Here is a 15,265-nt window from a genome sequence, read left to right as displayed (position 1 = left end):
CTTTCCCACCCCACCTTGAATATTGTCCCCGGTCCGTCAGGCTGCTTTGACCACTGCCGGGGGTACCAGTGCTTGATAGTTTCCCAGCGCATGCTTGTAAATGCCCACAACCACCTGATGAACCCCGGTACTGCCGTTTTTTTGGAGAATTTCCACCCGGTCCGGTCGAATACCAATCAGCATCCCCTGCTCCTGGCCCACGGAGCGGAAGGGAATCAAACAAAGGCGGGCCGCCCAGCCGGTTCCGGCCAGGGCTGCCAGCCCGGAGAGGTCGCTGGAATCCCCTGCCTCCTCGATAATTTGCCGTACCGCCGGAGGCAATATGGGCAGCAAGGCGGTGTACTCTACGACAATCACCGGGTGACCGGTAAGGGGGTCCCTTAAACTGTTACCCGTATCTACCAGGCCACACACCTCTACCCGCCGCCCCTCCACTTCCACCACCAGCCCCACCCTGTGCGTCTGCTGCTCCAACCGTAACTGCATCAACAGGGCTAGTACACGCCCTCCCCCGACCAGTGTTGCGAGAGCCAGCAAAAGGCCGGGCCAGAAATAGCGCTGAATAATGTGCAACGTCTGGTTTAATGCGGTAGCGAAATCGCTATTGGAATAAAGAAAATAAATAAAACCGAGCCAGATGCCTCCCAGGGCAAAAGACAACAGGTAAAAAAATACAAGACAGGAGAGCAGTCTTTTCACTGGCAGAGGGGCAAAAGCTCCCACGACCATTAAGGAGGAAAAGAACATTTTAAAAGGCAAACTAAATAACTGGTTAAAACCCGGGACAAAAAAGAACAAAGCGTATACACTGCCCAGGGCGCTGGATAAGACCAGCCGGAATATAGTTGTCCTCACCTGTGATAGTCGCCCGGCCGTCCATAATAAAATATAATTGAGGAGCAAATTGCCTGCCAGGACCTGATCAACATAGACGACGTAACCGGTCATCAAGCCCACTCCCACCTGGCCATGCACAGCCCTCTACCATTATATGGCCACCTCTAGATCTTTATGATAGCCTTACAAATCAATGGGCAAAAAGAAAAGTCTGGTCTTATTATACTATACCAGACTGGTAAAATATGTCATTATATGTTTCCCAGGCTTTCTTTTTTTCTCTTATTCTCCGGCCCCCGTTCGGGATCTACCAGGCGCTGGGTACCCCTGATACGGTTAAGATCTTTCTTGCGATTTCCCTTTACTTCTACAGTTTTCTCGTGCTCCGGATGCTCCAAATGTGCATCTCCTCCTTCCGCTTTATTATGCACAAAAAATAAAAAAGCCATGTCCTTACGACCGGCTTTTGCAACAAATTTGTTTATAAAATCGCTACCCCAAAATCTAATTGCGCCGGCGCAAAAAGGCCGGAATGTCAAGGTCGTCGTGGCTGGTAAAGGGCTTAATTTCTAACTCATCTTTAGCCCGTTCTTTTTTAACCACCCTTTGATCAAAACCGGTAGCAATAACTGTCACCCGCACTTCATCCTCCATGCGCTCATCGATGACCGCACCAAAAATAATGTTGGCCTCGGGATCGGCAGCCTGGGAGATAATTTCCGCCGCCTCATTTACCTCAAAGAGCCCCAGGGAGGTTCCACCGGTAATGTTTAGTAGTACGCCCCTGGCTCCTTCGATGGAAGTTTCCAGCAACGGGCTGGATATGGCCATGCGGGCGGCCTCGGTGGCCCGGTTCTCACCGCTGGCCACTCCGATGCCCATGAGGGCGGAACCGGTATCCTTCATGATCGTTTTCACATCGGCAAAATCCAGGTTAATCAAGCCGGGTACGGCAATCAAATCCGAAATGCCCTGTACACCCTGGCGCAGAACGTCGTCAGCTATGCGAAAAGCCTCAACAATAGAGGTATGCTTATCAATAACCTGCAGCAAGCGATCGTTGGGAATGGTGATCAAGGTATCCACCTTACCCTTAAGGTTCTGAATTCCCATCTCCGCCTGGTTCATCCGCTTCCTTCCTTCAAAGGTGAAAGGCTTGGTCACCACCCCCACAGTCAAAGCACCAAGTTCCTTGGCCACCTCGGCCACCACCGGTGCCGCCCCGGTACCGGTACCGCCACCCATACCGGCAGTAACAAAAACCATATCTGCCCCCTTTAAAGCCTGGATGATATCATCCCGGCTCTCTTCAGCCGCCTTCTGCCCAATCTCCGGATTGGCACCAGCACCTAGCCCTTTGGTTAACTTGGCCCCAATTTGAATTTTGTTGCTGGTTTGGGCCAGCTGGAGGGCCTGGGCATCGGTGTTAACGGCAATGAATTCCACTCCCCGCAAACCGGCCATGATCATCCGGTTAACGGCGTTGTTGCCTGCCCCTCCCACCCCGATGACCTTAATATTGGCGAACTGGTTGTTTTCAAGCTCGAAGTCAAGCATGACAATCCCCCTCTATGGTTTCTCAAGCAAGATAACTTAACCGTCAGTACCGCTTCCATGAGGGTAACTCCGGCGTATATGGGCAAAAATTTGTCTCACTCCCCGCGGCCCTAACCGGAACTCCCCGGCTGCCACCGCCAGCCTGTGATTTTCCCCCCTGGCTACTCCTGCCGCTGCACGCCTGGCCAGAAAACGGGCAATCTGCCAGTCCGGTTCCGTTGTAGCTACCCGGACGGGCAATTGCAAAACCCGAGAGGCCAGATCGGGCAATCCTCTTAGACAGGAGCCGCCGCCCGCGAGTACCACCCCCCCGGGCAATGCATTCCCCCGGACGAGCCTGTCAATGCTTTGCTTAATTAGATCCAAGATCTCCAGCACCCTGGATTCAATAATCTGCCTGATGGTAGCCAGGCTGGCCCGCCGGGAGGCCTGGCCTCCCATGGTAGGTAATTCCACCCAAACTGTTTCTTGCGGAAGGAGGCCGGTCTCCCGTTTCACCTTTTCAGCCGCATCCAGGGATGTTCTCACTCCAATCGCCAGGTCGCTGGTAATATGTTCCCCGCCCACGGGAATAACGGTCATATCTACCAGGGTGCCACCTTTGAAGAACGTAACGGCAGTAGTTCCACCGCCTAAATCCACCAGAACCGCGCCAAGTTCCCTTTCGACGGTGCTCAATACTTCCTGCGCCAATACCAGTGGGTTTAACACGACCTCCGCTACCCGTAGTCCTGCTGCTTCCACGGTGGCAATTAACTGATCAATCACCTGACTATCTACAGTTACCACCCGTGCTTGCATGGATAGCCTTGAACCAGTACAGTCGATGGGGCTATCCCTCCTGGGTACGCCGTCAATCATAAACTCCACTGGCAGTACCTGCAAAACCCGCCTTCCAACAGGAACCTCCACCTGTCTTAAAGTTTGTCTCAGGTCAGCCACATCACCGGAGGTAATTTTTCTGCCGTGACCAATGATTATATCGGCATGTCTGGTGAGCACATTTACGCCATGGCCGGAAAAACCCACGCAAACAGCGCCAACCCTGAACCCGGCCGCCTCCTGGGCCATCTCCACAGCCCGCCTTACTGCCTGGGCTGCCCCTTCCAGGTCAACGACTATACCCTTACGCATTCCTACGGATGGGCACCAGCCGATTCCAGACGCCCGTTCAGGATCGGCAACCCGGGTTACCACCGCCACCATACTGGACGTACCCACATCCAGGCCGGCCACAACTTCCTTTCCAGTCAAGCGGGGCACCCCCCTACCAGTTACTAAAAATGTAAAATTCAACGTTAGCGGTCTTTTCCCTTTAAAACTTTTTATTTTATTTTTTTAAACAGGTAGCGCCGGATAATGGCCAGGTTTTGAAACAGCCGCACCCCGAAGGCCACCACGGCAGCTAAATAAAGATCGATCCCCAGGCGCTCTCCAATGAAGGCCAGACCGGCAGCCAGCAGGGCATTGCTGAAGAAACCGGAAATAAAGACTGTGTTATCAAACTGGTCTTCCATGGCTGCCCGGATGCCTCCAAAAACCGAATCCAGGGCTGCCAGAGCTGCCACGGAAAGATACTTGGCGTAAACTTGTGGCAGCACCAGAGGAATATTAAGCCCCAGTAGCACTCCCAAAACCAAACCGGCAACAGCCAGCCAGATACCCAACCACATTTTTTCTCACCCTTTTACCACTGGTTTGGCATAGCGAAACTCCGTTGTGCGGGAATAACCCGGGATGGTAAGCCGGTCATAAGGCTGAATCTTTACCTGGACCCCCAAATCCAGCAAGTACTCCACCAGTCCGCCCGGGATCTCCAGGGCGCTTTTTAAATTATCCGGCTTGCCAATGGCCAGAATGTGATAGGGCGGCACCACCCTCGTCAAATTAACATTAATAAAGGGGGCAGCCCAGCGGATTTCAGAGTGGGCCACTATGCGCTGGCCGTTAATGGAAAGGGCCTCGGCCCCCGCACCCCGCAGTTCATTGATCACCCGCAAAAGGTCCTCATCCCGGATGACATAAAGGCTGGCGGCCCCCCCTCCACCGGGTTGCTGGGGGGGATTGTCCAGGGTTACCTCAATACCGGGTCCGGTAACGGAAACCAAACCGGCCAGCAACCTGGCTTTGGCCAGCTCATCCTTGAGGGCCTTCTCTGCTTCGGTTTGACCCCGGGTAACCTGCTCCAGTTTAAGGCTTAAGTCATTGGCCTCGGCCTCGAGCTTGCTCTTATCCTTTTCCAGCTGGCGCAGTTCCAGAGCCAGCTCCTGTGCCCGGCCGGCCGGTATGCCCTGTTCAATGTGCCTGGTGACCCGGAACTGGAAAACAATCAGCACACCCAAAACCAGGGCCACCAGTCCTAGGGATAGATAGGTGGACAGCTTCATCGTTTTACTCCCTCCTCCAGCGGGCGGGCATACTCAAAGCGCACCCCTCCCGTGTAGGCAGGCACCGTTAGTTGCGCTACTTTTTTAACCTCCACCTGAATAGCCCAAAAGCGCAGTTGCTCCACTACCCCACCCCGCATGAGCAGGGAATTAATCAAATTATCGGGATTACCAATGGCGGAAATAACAAAAGGAGGGGTCAAGCGCTGGTTGCGGTTGGTTAAAATGGTCGGGCCGACACATCGTATTTCACTGGTGGCCAGCATGCGCTGACCGTTGATGGCTATAGCTTCAGCCCCGGCAGCTTTTAACTCGTTGATAATTTTCAGCACATCCTCATCGTGTAAAACATAAAGGTTTGGATTTTGTCCCGGCTGCAAAATCTGGTTGCTATCATTTAAAGTTACTTCCACCCCCGGGCCGCTAACCTCTACCAGGCCGGCCGCAATACGCACCCGGTTCAACTCCTCTTTTAACGCGTTCAAGCGGGGACCGGCTGCTACTTCATCCAGGCGGGCCCGCAGGTCACTTACCCGTCGCTGGAGCTCATCCCGTTCTTTTTTAGCTTGATTAACCTGGGCAGCCAGGGTTTGCGTTTGCTTAACGGGGGGCGTTTCCTGGATATCCCTGGTCAAACGGAACTGTACCGCCAGCATCAGACCCATAACCAGCCCCACCAGAACCAACGCCCAGTGAAATCCCCTGATTTTCACGGTCATGCCCCCCATTTTATACCTCCAAATTTTACCTGACATATTTGACTACAGGAACACCGGTAAGATCTACATAGGCTATCTGCCGGCCCTTTACCTGTTCCAGAACCTGCAGGAGAACCCCGGCCTTTTTGTGGATATCCACGGGAGCACCCAGGCGGCATTCAACCCCGTCCAGGGTGTACAGCACCACCTGACCCTGGGCATTAACGTGTATTTCGGATAGCTTACTACACAGTGACCCAGGGAGCTGGTTGATCACCTGCAGGGCCGTACCCAGTTTTGCATCCCGGATCACCTCTCCCGGAGCAGGAGTGGGAACTACCGTCCCCGTCACCACCGGGAGGGAACCGGCCACTCCGCTCTCCTTCAGGCACACCCCTTCCCGGTCCACCTGCATAAAACCGTCCTTTATGGGAAGCAAAGCCACTGCTTTTCTTTCCTCTACTGCAATCACGATGCGGGACGGAAATTCGCGAGTAAGACTGACATCTTTGATGAGCGGCACGGTGCGGATCCGGGCCTCGGACTCTTTTAAATTAACCCTGAAAATATTTGTTCCGATGGTAATCCCCGAAAGCTCCACAATTTTTTTTTCCGGCAGAGCACTGTTGCCGGTAACTTCAATCTCGCGCACCTCGAACAGAGGTGAACCCAGGAGGATAAAGGCGGCCAGCAAAACCACAAAGGCAAACAAAATCCTTTCGACAAGATATTTTCCGGTATGCCGCGGTATGCCCAACCTCACCACTCCTTATTTTGTCCTGGAACCGGCAGAATTGATGCCCGCGGATACCTGGTATCCCCTGTTACCCGGCCAGCACGCCAGCTGGCCCAAACAAACAATAACACCCAGTTTTCCCGTTCCCGGATTATTATACCAAAATATTATAGCAACCGGAAAAACTTGTCCACCAAAAACTAAAAAAGAACCACGTTAAGTGGATACCCTCATAATTCTAGCCCCCAGGGCGGTATACTTTTGTTCCATCCTTTCGTAACCCCGGTCGATATGTTCCACGCCTTCAACCACGGTACCGTTATCGGCAGCAAGGGCGGCCAGGACCAGGGCGGCACCCGCCCGCAAGTCCGTGGCCATAACCGGGGCCCCGGTGAGCCTTTCTACCCCCTTGACGATGGCTGTCTGCCCCTCCACCTTGATGTCGGCTCCCATCCGCCGGAGTTCACTCACATGTTTAAAACGGTTCTCAAAGACTGTTTCGGTAATCACGCTGGTTCCTTCTGCCAGGCAGGCCAGGGCCATCATCTGGGGCTGCATATCGGTAGGAAAGCCGGGATGGGGCAGCGTTTTGATATCTACTGCCAGCGGCCGCCGATCCTGAGCCGCCACTCGCACATGTTCATCACCCGTCTCTACTAAAAAGCCCATTTCCTTCAGCTTAGCGAGCACAGGCTCCAGATGTTCGGGAATAACGTTGGTTACCGTGACATCTCCGCCGGTAATGGCGGCAGCCACCAGGTAGGTTCCCGCTTCAATGCGATCGGGAATTACGGCGTGTTCCACGGAGTTAAGGTGTTTTACCCCTTCGATCCGGATTACATCGGTACCCGCACCCTTGATGCGCGCTCCCATCCGGTTCAAAAAGTTTTGCAGGTCTACGATCTCCGGTTCCTTAGCCGCATTACGAATGATGGTTATGCCCTTGGCCAGCACGGCAGCCATCATAATGTTTTCAGTAGCACCTACACTGGGAACATCCAGGTGGATTTCGGCGCCCTCCAGTTTAGCAGCCTCCACAGTAATATAGCCGAATTTTTCTTCAATCCTGGCCCCCAGAGCCTTGAGCCCCTTTAAATGCAGGTTCATGGGCCGGGACCCGATGTTGCAGCCGCCGGGGTAGGAGATTCTAACCCGGCGAAAGCGTCCCAAAAGGGGCCCCAGCACCAGGTTGGACGCCCGCATCCGGCGCATCAAGTCTTCCCCTACTTCCACGGACTGGATATGCGTAGCGTCTACTCTAATGGAATCCCCTTCCCTGTTTACCCGAGCACCCAGGTGTTCCAGGACATCACACATGGTCGTTACATCTTTTAGCGCCGGCACCTGCTGGATTACGTTAGGTGCCCCGTGCAAGAGACAGGCGGCCAGTATTGGCAGGGTAGCGTTCTTGCTTCCACTGGCCCGCACAGTGCCCCGCAGGGGATTACCGCCCGTAATGAAAAACCTGACCATGCTGTCACCCCCGCTCAATCCTCACCGAGAACCTGTACCTCGAGAGTTAAAGTTATCCCGAAACGCTCGTAAACCAGTTGCTGCACCCGGTGGATCAGGAGTTGCACATCCCGAGCGGTAGCCCTCCCCAAATTGACTATAAAGTTGGCGTGGACCAAAGATACCTGGGCATCACCCTGGCGCATACCTTTGCACCCGGCCTGTTCAATTAACCAGCCGGCTGTTTTCCCGGGAGGATTCTTAAAAACGCTGCCGGCACTGGGGTAAGACAGGGGCTGGGAAGCCCGGCGGCGGGCGAGATACTGCTCCATATCCGCCCGGATCTGGTCCGGGTCCCGGGCCACGCCCCGGCAGGTCACCTCCAGAACCACCAGCGAACTGCCCAGCAAATTGCTGGTCCGGTAGCCAAAACCCAGCTCGCCGGCATTCCGCCGTTCGAGTTCACCTGATAAATCCATAACCATAACTTCCTGTACCAGGTCGGCCATGGATGAACCGTTGGCGCCGGCATTCATTACCACCGCCCCACCTACCGTTCCGGGAATGCCGGTGGCAAACTCCAAACCGCCCACGCCGCTCTTCTGGGCTGCAGCCGCCAGCACACCCAGCATGGCCCCGGCCCCGGCGATCAAGGTTGTTTCCTGCACCTGGACCTTACCGAAGGCACGACCAATTTTCACTACTATGCCGCGGATGCCCCCATCCTTTACCAGCAGGTTGGAACCGTTCCCAATAAAATAAAGGGGGAGGTCGCGGCCGTGTACCCAGGTAACTAGCCGGGCCAGTTCCTTCACTCCCGCCGGTTCCACAAAGATATCTGCCGGCCCACCGATACGCCAGGTGGTATGGCGGGCCATAGGCTCATTGGCCTTCACCTGTCCGGGCAACAGGGCATTTAATTCTTTAAAGCCGATCGGTAAAGTCATGATGTTTTCTCCCTCAACCTATTTAACAGTTCCAAACCACAGAGCCAGATATTTCCCGCACCCATGGTTAAAATTAAATCACCGGGCAGAGCCATGGCAGCCAGGTAATTGACTATTTGTTCCCTGGCCGGCAGATAAACCACTGGCGGGCGGCCATGGTTTTTTATGGCCTGGACAATCAGCTGGGCGTTAACCCCTTCTATGGGTGGCTCACCGGCACTGTATATCTCATTAACTATCACCAGATCGGCTTCGCCAAAGGATTTTCCAAATTGTTCTTTTAATAAGGCCGTCCGGGTGTAGCGATGAGGTTGAAAGACCACGATCAGGCGCTTTGGCCTCGTCTGGCGGGCCGCCTGCAGAGTGGCTTTTATTTCGCTAGGATGATGGGCATAGTCATCCACCACCCGCACATTCCCCACTTCACCCAGCAGTTCAAACCTTCTTCTGGCTCCCCGGAACTCCTTGAGGATCGGAGCAATGAGGTGGAAATCAAGTCCGATCCACCGGGCAGCAGCCACCACGGCCAGGGCGTTTAACATATTATGTTTTCCGGGGACGGAAAGTTCCAGGGAGCCCAGGTGTTGATCGCGATAATACACTTCACCGCGGGAACCTTCACCTTCTAATAATAAATGGCGCAGGACATAGTCGGCAGCGGGACTTTCGGTGCCGTAAGTAATCACGGGGCGGCCCAAATCCTGCACTGCTTCCCGCACATTGGGATCGTCGATACAAGCAATAACCAGCCCGTATTCCGGCACATTACCCATGAACTGCCGGAAAGCCTTTTTTATTTCCGCCACCGAACCGTAATGGTCCAGGTGATCATCTTCAATATTGGTCACGATCACTGCCAGCGGATGTAACTTTAAAAAGGATCCGTCACTTTCATCGGCTTCAGCTACCAGATATTCCCCCCGACCCAGTTTGGCGTTTCCGCCAATATCGTTCAATTCACCTCCGATAACAATGGTCGGGTCAAGTCCGCTCTTTTCCAACACCAGAGCCAGCATGGAAGTGGTAGTGGTCTTGCCATGGGCCCCCGCAACGGCAATACCCTTTTGCCGTTGCATCAGCCAGGCCAGTAGATCTCCCCGGTGTATAACCGGGATACCCTTTTCCCGGGCAGCCAGCAATTCGGCGTTATCTGGTTTAATGGCCGAGGAAACCACCACCAACTGCGTGGTATCCAGGTTCCGGGAAGCGTGGCCCACATGGCAGACGGCTCCCCGTGATTCCAGCCTGCGGGTGATATCAGTGGAGGAAAGATCCGAACCGGTAATCTCATAACCCAAATCAAGAAGGATGCTGGCCAGGCCACTCATGCCAGCCCCACCAATGCCGATAAAATGTACCCGCCGGGGTAATACCTGCAATGACTTTCAACTCCTTTCCGGGTTCCAGCTCCTGGCAAACGTGACAGCTTCGCGATACACCATATACTATGCCCGGGTTAAAGAAGGTGTGCCATTACCGGGCTTGTCCAGCCGTGCTACCCGGACCATGAAGGGCAATAGCCACCGTCTTTACCGGGCCAGGTTATCTATTATCTCAACTATTTCATCCAGTGCCCGGGCACGTCCCAGGCGGCGGCTGGCCCCGGCCATCGCCTTCAGTTTTGCCGGTTGCGCCAGAAGCTGAACCAGCTTTTCGGCCAGCAAAGGCCCCGTCAAATCCCGGTCCCTGATAACCAGGGCGGCACCTTCCCGCTCCAGGGAACGGGCATTGTATTCCTGGTGATTCCCGGTAGCATAGGGGTAGGGTATGAGAATGGCCGGCAACCCTACCACCGTCAATTCCGACAGGGTAGCTGCCCCGGCACGGCAGATGACCAGGTCAGCCGCCGCCATTGCCCGGGGCATTTCATCAAGATAGGGTACAAGGATAATATTGCCATTTTCGGCTATACTTAAACCCGCCTCCCTGGCCCGGGCGCAAAACTCCTCATAATGGCCGGAACCGGTCACATGGAGGAAATAAACTCCCTCCCGGCCGTTAAGCTGCTTTAAAACCTCGATCATGGCCAGGTTGATCATCCTGGCTCCCTGACTTCCCCCAAAGGAGAGGACTAGTTGAGCATCTTCAGGAATACCCATGGCTCGCCTGGCCTCGTCCCGCCGCCAGGCCAGCACCTCCGGACGCACCGGAAGCCCGGTAACTTTAACCCGGGCTTTACGGGGAAAATATTTCCGGGCATCTTCAAAAGTCAACGCCACCTGGCTGACAAAACGGGACAGCAGCCGGTTGGTTAAACCGGGCAGGGCATTTTGCTCGTGAATCAGGGTGGGAATACCCAGCAAAACGGCGGCCAGAACCACCGGCCCGCACACATATCCACCGGTACCCACTACCACCCGCGGCTTGAAATCGGCCAGAATCTGCCGGGCCAGAAGAACCCCCCGGGCTGCCTGCCAGAAAACCAGCAGGTTGCGCGGAGACAGGCTGCGCCTTAAACCGGTTACTGGAATGGCACGAAAGGGCAGGTTCGCCCTCGGCACCAGGTCGGCCTCCAGACCGCCGTCCCGGCCGATGTAAAGCACCCGGGCTTCAGGGTATTTGGCCAACAGTCCCCGGGCAATGGCCAGGGCGGGGTATATATGCCCTCCCGTACCACCCCCGGTTACCACAAAATGCAAACGCTCCACCCCCCGTCATTTGGGAGCACTGTAGCGGGATATGTTCAGTAAAACCCCTACCCCCAGCAAGGTGAACACCAGGGATGTTCCTCCAAAGCTGAGAAAGGGGAGGGTAATGCCGGTTACCGGCAGGGAGCTTGTGACCACGCCGATATTAATGATTGCCTGGATGCCTACGCCGGAAACAATCCCGGCGGCAAGCATGCTGCCGAAAGGATCCGGAGAGGTGATGGCCACTTTCAATCCTCTCCAGATAAACAAAATGAACAGCAGGATAACCAAACAGGCACCAATAAAACCCAGCTCTTCTCCAATCACGGCAAAGATAAAGTCTGTCTGCCTTTCGGGGAGATAAAGGAATTTGGAATGACGACCCTGCCCCAATCCGGTGCCCAATAGGCCGCCAGAACCAAGGGACATGAGGGAATTCAAAATATGCCACCCCGAGCCCGAGGGATCTTTTTCCGGATCAAGGAAGGCTAGGAATCGCCTCATGCGGTAAGGCTCCGTCCAGATGGCCAGGGCCAGGGCGACCGTCCCCAATACACCCAGGGCTCCCAGGTGTACCAGGGAGGCACCGGCTGCAAAAAGCATCAATACGATGGTCCCGGCCACGGTCACGGCCGTACCTAGGTCCGGCTGCATGAGGATCAGCCCAGCCGCCAGGCCCATTATGGCGAGGTACGGCAGCACTCCCTGGCGAAAATTGGTGATTCGTTCGGGCCGCCGGGAAAGGCCATAAGCCGTAAAAACCACCAGGCAAAGTTTGGCAAATTCCGATGGTTGAAAACTCAAGGGACCCAGGTTCAACCAGCGCTGGGCTCCCAGCTTCGAAACGCCAACTCCCGGAATGAGCACGCCAACCAACAGAGCAAAGGCCAGGATCAGCAATCCTCCCGCCCACCTTTTCAAACGCCAGTAGTCGTAATTCATCATCACAAACATACCCGTGAGGCCGATGATGGCCCAGATGGACTGGCGGATCAAAAAATGAAATGGATTATTAAAGGGCGGAAACATGGCATAGTAGTAACTGGAACTGAAAACCATCACGATGCCCACGCTTAAAAGCATAAGTACGGTCAGAAAGAGGATAAAATCCGGTGGCCGCCTACGTAAGCGCATGGGAGTCTCCCTACCTTCTCCGGGTGAATGCTCAGCAAAACCGTAATGACGAGGATGCGGCACTGTCCGGAGCGAACGACTTGCGAAGCGCCGGTAACAGCACCCGGCAACCCAGCACTCACCGGCAAAAAATGCTCATTCCAAGGCAAACGCAAAAGGTAGTAGAAAATTTGGCCTCCGCCGTATAGCTTATTCAGTGAGTGCTGGGCGGCTCGGCTCTCGAGGACGCAAGATTGACTAAGCGTAAGAAAAGTTTGAAATACATTAGTTAACAGCTTACAACGAAGTGCAATTAGTCACGGGCAATCCGCAGAGAGCCAGAGCCGGCCCGAAGCGAACCGCGGTGCTGTCGGCGCGAAGCACTGGAGTGAGCGAGGACAGCGCCGCATCCAACCGGGTTCGCTGAACATTTACTTCTCCGGTGAGGAAATGTTCAGCAAAACCGTTCACTGCCCCCCGGCCATTTCCCGTATAATCAGCTCATGTACCAGCTTTTTAAACACTTCCCCGCGCTCCTCGTAACTTTTGAACATGTCCCAGCTGGCGCAGGCCGGCGAAAGCAGGACCACTTCCCCCGGTCGGGCTGCCCGGTGGGCTTGAAATACTGCATCCTGAAAGTCCTTGGCCCTTATAATTTCCCCGACCCCGGCCGCTCTGGCGGCCGCTTCAATTTCCCCGGCACATTCTCCCAGCACCACCAGCACCCTTACTTTCTCCTTCACCAGGCGGGCAAAGGCGGTAAAGTCGTTGCCCTTGTTCCTGCCCCCGGCCAGTAAAACGATGGGCTGATCATAAGCCTCCAGGGCTTTGATGCTGGCCTCGGGGTTGGTACCTTTGGAATCGTTGATATATTTCACGCCGTTGATCTCGGCGACAAATTCCAGACGGTGGGGAACGCCGGAAAAGTGGTTCAGCGTGGCAGCCAGTTGCTTTTTCCCGATTCCCAGCACCCAGGCGCAGGCTACAGCAGCCAGAGCGTTTTCCAGGTTATGGGCCCCCGGAATGCGCAGGGCGCTGGCCGGTAAAATGGGATGAACAGTTTCCCCTTGCCTTACCGCTATGTAACCATTGTGCACTATTACCCCCTCTTCCAGATTATGCCGCCGGCTGAAAAATATAACCTTTCCAGGACATAAGGATGCTAGATTCCTGGTCAGGGGGTCGTCGTAATTTAAAACCGTATAATCGTCCCCGGTCTGGTTGGCAAAAATGCGCGCCTTGACCGCCACATAGCCTTCCATATTTCCATGCCGGTCCAGGTGGTCGGGAGTTATGTTTAAGATGGCGGCCACCCGGGGGTGGAAAAGACTAGTGGTTTCCAGCTGAAAGCTGCTGACCTCCAGAACAATCAGGTCGTCCGACCCGTATTTATCCACTTCTGAAATCAGGGGTTGGCCAATATTGCCGGCCACCAGGGTTCTAATTGCGGAGTCGGCAAAAATTTGCCCTACCAGGCTGGTAGTAGTGGTTTTACCGTTAGTACCGGTAATGGCCACGATGGGCGCTCTGGCCAACCTGTAGGCCAGTTCCAGCTCGCCTGTCACCGGTATCCCCAGTTCCCGGGCCCGGGCTACCGGCGGTATGGTCAGGGGGACCCCCGGGCTTACTACCACCAGGTCAAAGCTGTCTTCCCCCACCTCCGGGTAACGACCCAGCACCAGTTCCACCTCCGGAGGTAGGAGAGATTGCAAGGGCGGGGCAAAGGAAGCCTGTTCCTTCCGGTCGGTTAAGACGACATTTGCCCCCTTACCCGCCAGAAAACGACTGACCGCCACTCCGCTTTTACCTGCCCCAATTACCAGAACTTTTTGTCCTTCAAATGCCAAGTCCCTTACCTTCCTTCTTTAACAAATATGCCATTTTAAATACTTAACCTAGCTGATACAACCCGGCCATCCCCAGGAGGGCCAGTACAATGGCGAACCCCCAAAAAATATAGACCACCCGCTGTTCACTCCAGCCACCAAGCTCAAAGTGGTGGTGCAGGGGACTCATCCGGAACACCCGCCGGCCAAAGAGCTGGAAGGAAATCACCTGGATGATTACCGATAGAGCCTCCAGTACATAAACGCCTCCGATAACCAGAAGGAACAACTCACTTCTGGTTAATACCGCCGCCGCTCCCAGTGCCCCTCCCACGGCGAGCGAACCGGTGTCACCCATAAATATCCGGGCTGGATGGTGGTTGTAGACCAGAAAACCCAAGCAGCCTCCCACCAGGGCGGCCATGATGATAGCAATGCCCAATTTATCCATTAAGAGGGAAATAAACATAAGAGCCGCAGCCACTGGTACGGTTACTCCGGCGGCCAGGCCGTCCAGGCCGTCGGTAAGATTCACCGCATTGGCCGTAAAAACCACTACCAAAACGTCAAACAAAAGAAACCCCCAGCTTTTCAGCTCCAGGGTTACCCCCCCGGGAACAAAAAAACCGCTGAAAGGGATTACCACATCCGTCCCCCGGCCAAAGGTGGAAACAGCCAGCAAGGCCAGCAGCACACTTAAGATAGCCTGGCCAAAAAGCTTTTCCCGGGCCCGCAGGCCCAGGGATCTCTTTAATGCTACCTTAATGTAGTCGTCCAGAAAACCAATCAACCCGAATCCCAGGGTAACCCCGAGCACCAAAAGACCATCTGGAAAATGGCGAGCAAGCCAGAGCCCGGCCACGGTTGTTCCGGCCAGGAACATGATTCCGCCCATGGTGGGGGTACCACCCTTGGAAAAGTGAGTGACCGGCCCATCATCGCGGATACTCTGACCGAACTTAAGCCGGCGCAAAACGGGTATGGTCAGGGCTCCTAAAAGAAGGGTTACGACCAGAGAAATAAGCAAAGCCTTACTTAAAAGAAGCCACAAATCGTTATTGCCCATCCGGTACCACCTGCGG

The 15,265-nt window shown here is 54.8% G+C and carries 15 protein-coding genes; all 15 read right to left on the bottom strand.

All coding sequences use genetic code 11. The features are described 5' to 3' along the window. Positions 1-36: 36 nt before the first annotated feature. Positions 37-948 (bottom strand): sigma-E processing peptidase SpoIIGA, encoded by a 912-nt coding sequence (gene spoIIGA / locus BUA65_RS03190; RefSeq protein WP_072867328.1) that lies wholly within the window; start codon positions 946-948, stop codon positions 37-39. A 140-nt stretch (positions 949-1,088) separates the two neighbouring features. Next, positions 1,089-1,235: a hypothetical protein gene (locus BUA65_RS18145; protein WP_165613184.1), complete on the bottom strand. Its 147-nt coding sequence runs from the start codon at positions 1,233-1,235 to the stop codon at positions 1,089-1,091. A gap of 106 nt (positions 1,236-1,341) precedes the next feature. Then, positions 1,342-2,394, bottom strand: a complete 1,053-nt coding sequence (ftsZ, locus tag BUA65_RS03180) for a cell division protein FtsZ (RefSeq protein WP_072867326.1) — start codon at positions 2,392-2,394, stop codon at positions 1,342-1,344. A 36-nt stretch (positions 2,395-2,430) separates the two neighbouring features. Further along, entirely contained in the window at positions 2,431-3,648 is a 1,218-nt protein-coding gene (ftsA, locus tag BUA65_RS03175; protein WP_072867325.1) for a cell division protein FtsA, read from the bottom strand. Positions 3,649-3,719: 71 nt separating this feature from the next. Further along, positions 3,720-4,067, bottom strand: coding sequence for a small basic family protein (locus BUA65_RS03170; RefSeq protein ID WP_072867324.1), 348 nt, complete (start codon positions 4,065-4,067; stop codon positions 3,720-3,722). A 6-nt stretch (positions 4,068-4,073) separates the two neighbouring features. Then, complete coding sequence (locus tag BUA65_RS03165) at positions 4,074-4,781, bottom strand: DUF881 domain-containing protein (protein WP_072867323.1); 708 nt, start codon at positions 4,779-4,781, stop codon at positions 4,074-4,076. After that, entirely contained in the window at positions 4,778-5,494 is a 717-nt protein-coding gene (locus BUA65_RS03160) for a DUF881 domain-containing protein (RefSeq protein WP_072867379.1), read from the bottom strand. Before BUA65_RS03160 ends, BUA65_RS03165 begins: the two co-directional genes overlap by 4 nt. Before the next feature lie 31 nt (positions 5,495-5,525). Continuing rightward, the gene (locus tag BUA65_RS03155) at positions 5,526-6,236 is read right to left on the bottom strand and encodes a cell division protein FtsQ/DivIB (RefSeq protein WP_165613183.1); all 711 of its coding nucleotides are present in this window, start codon (positions 6,234-6,236) and stop codon (positions 5,526-5,528) included. Between the two features lie 195 nt (positions 6,237-6,431). Then, positions 6,432-7,688, bottom strand: a complete 1,257-nt coding sequence (murA, locus tag BUA65_RS03150) for a UDP-N-acetylglucosamine 1-carboxyvinyltransferase (protein WP_072867321.1) — start codon at positions 7,686-7,688, stop codon at positions 6,432-6,434. A gap of 14 nt (positions 7,689-7,702) precedes the next feature. Beyond that, the gene (murB, locus tag BUA65_RS03145) at positions 7,703-8,614 is read right to left on the bottom strand and encodes a UDP-N-acetylmuramate dehydrogenase (RefSeq protein ID WP_072867320.1); all 912 of its coding nucleotides are present in this window, start codon (positions 8,612-8,614) and stop codon (positions 7,703-7,705) included. Continuing rightward, complete coding sequence (gene murC, locus BUA65_RS03140; RefSeq protein WP_072867319.1) at positions 8,611-9,993, bottom strand: UDP-N-acetylmuramate--L-alanine ligase; 1,383 nt, start codon at positions 9,991-9,993, stop codon at positions 8,611-8,613. Before murC ends, murB begins: the two co-directional genes overlap by 4 nt. 150 nt (positions 9,994-10,143) lie before the next feature. Beyond that, entirely contained in the window at positions 10,144-11,253 is a 1,110-nt protein-coding gene (gene murG / locus BUA65_RS03135; protein WP_072867318.1) for an undecaprenyldiphospho-muramoylpentapeptide beta-N-acetylglucosaminyltransferase, read from the bottom strand. A 15-nt stretch (positions 11,254-11,268) separates the two neighbouring features. Further along, positions 11,269-12,378 (bottom strand): putative lipid II flippase FtsW, encoded by a 1,110-nt coding sequence (gene ftsW, locus BUA65_RS03130; RefSeq protein ID WP_072867317.1) that lies wholly within the window; start codon positions 12,376-12,378, stop codon positions 11,269-11,271. Positions 12,379-12,824: 446 nt separating this feature from the next. Continuing rightward, entirely contained in the window at positions 12,825-14,204 is a 1,380-nt protein-coding gene (gene murD / locus BUA65_RS03125; RefSeq protein ID WP_072867316.1) for a UDP-N-acetylmuramoyl-L-alanine--D-glutamate ligase, read from the bottom strand. 43 nt (positions 14,205-14,247) lie between these two features. Then, positions 14,248-15,249: a phospho-N-acetylmuramoyl-pentapeptide-transferase gene (gene mraY, locus BUA65_RS03120; protein ID WP_072867378.1), complete on the bottom strand. Its 1,002-nt coding sequence runs from the start codon at positions 15,247-15,249 to the stop codon at positions 14,248-14,250. Between the last annotated feature and the right edge of the window lie 16 nt (positions 15,250-15,265).

Origin of the sequence: Desulfofundulus thermosubterraneus DSM 16057, assembly GCF_900142025.1 — a bacterium.
In the GTDB taxonomy this organism is placed as follows: domain Bacteria; phylum Bacillota; class Desulfotomaculia; order Desulfotomaculales; family Desulfovirgulaceae; genus Desulfofundulus; species Desulfofundulus thermosubterraneus.
This window is presented reverse-complemented; position numbering and strand designations above follow the sequence as displayed.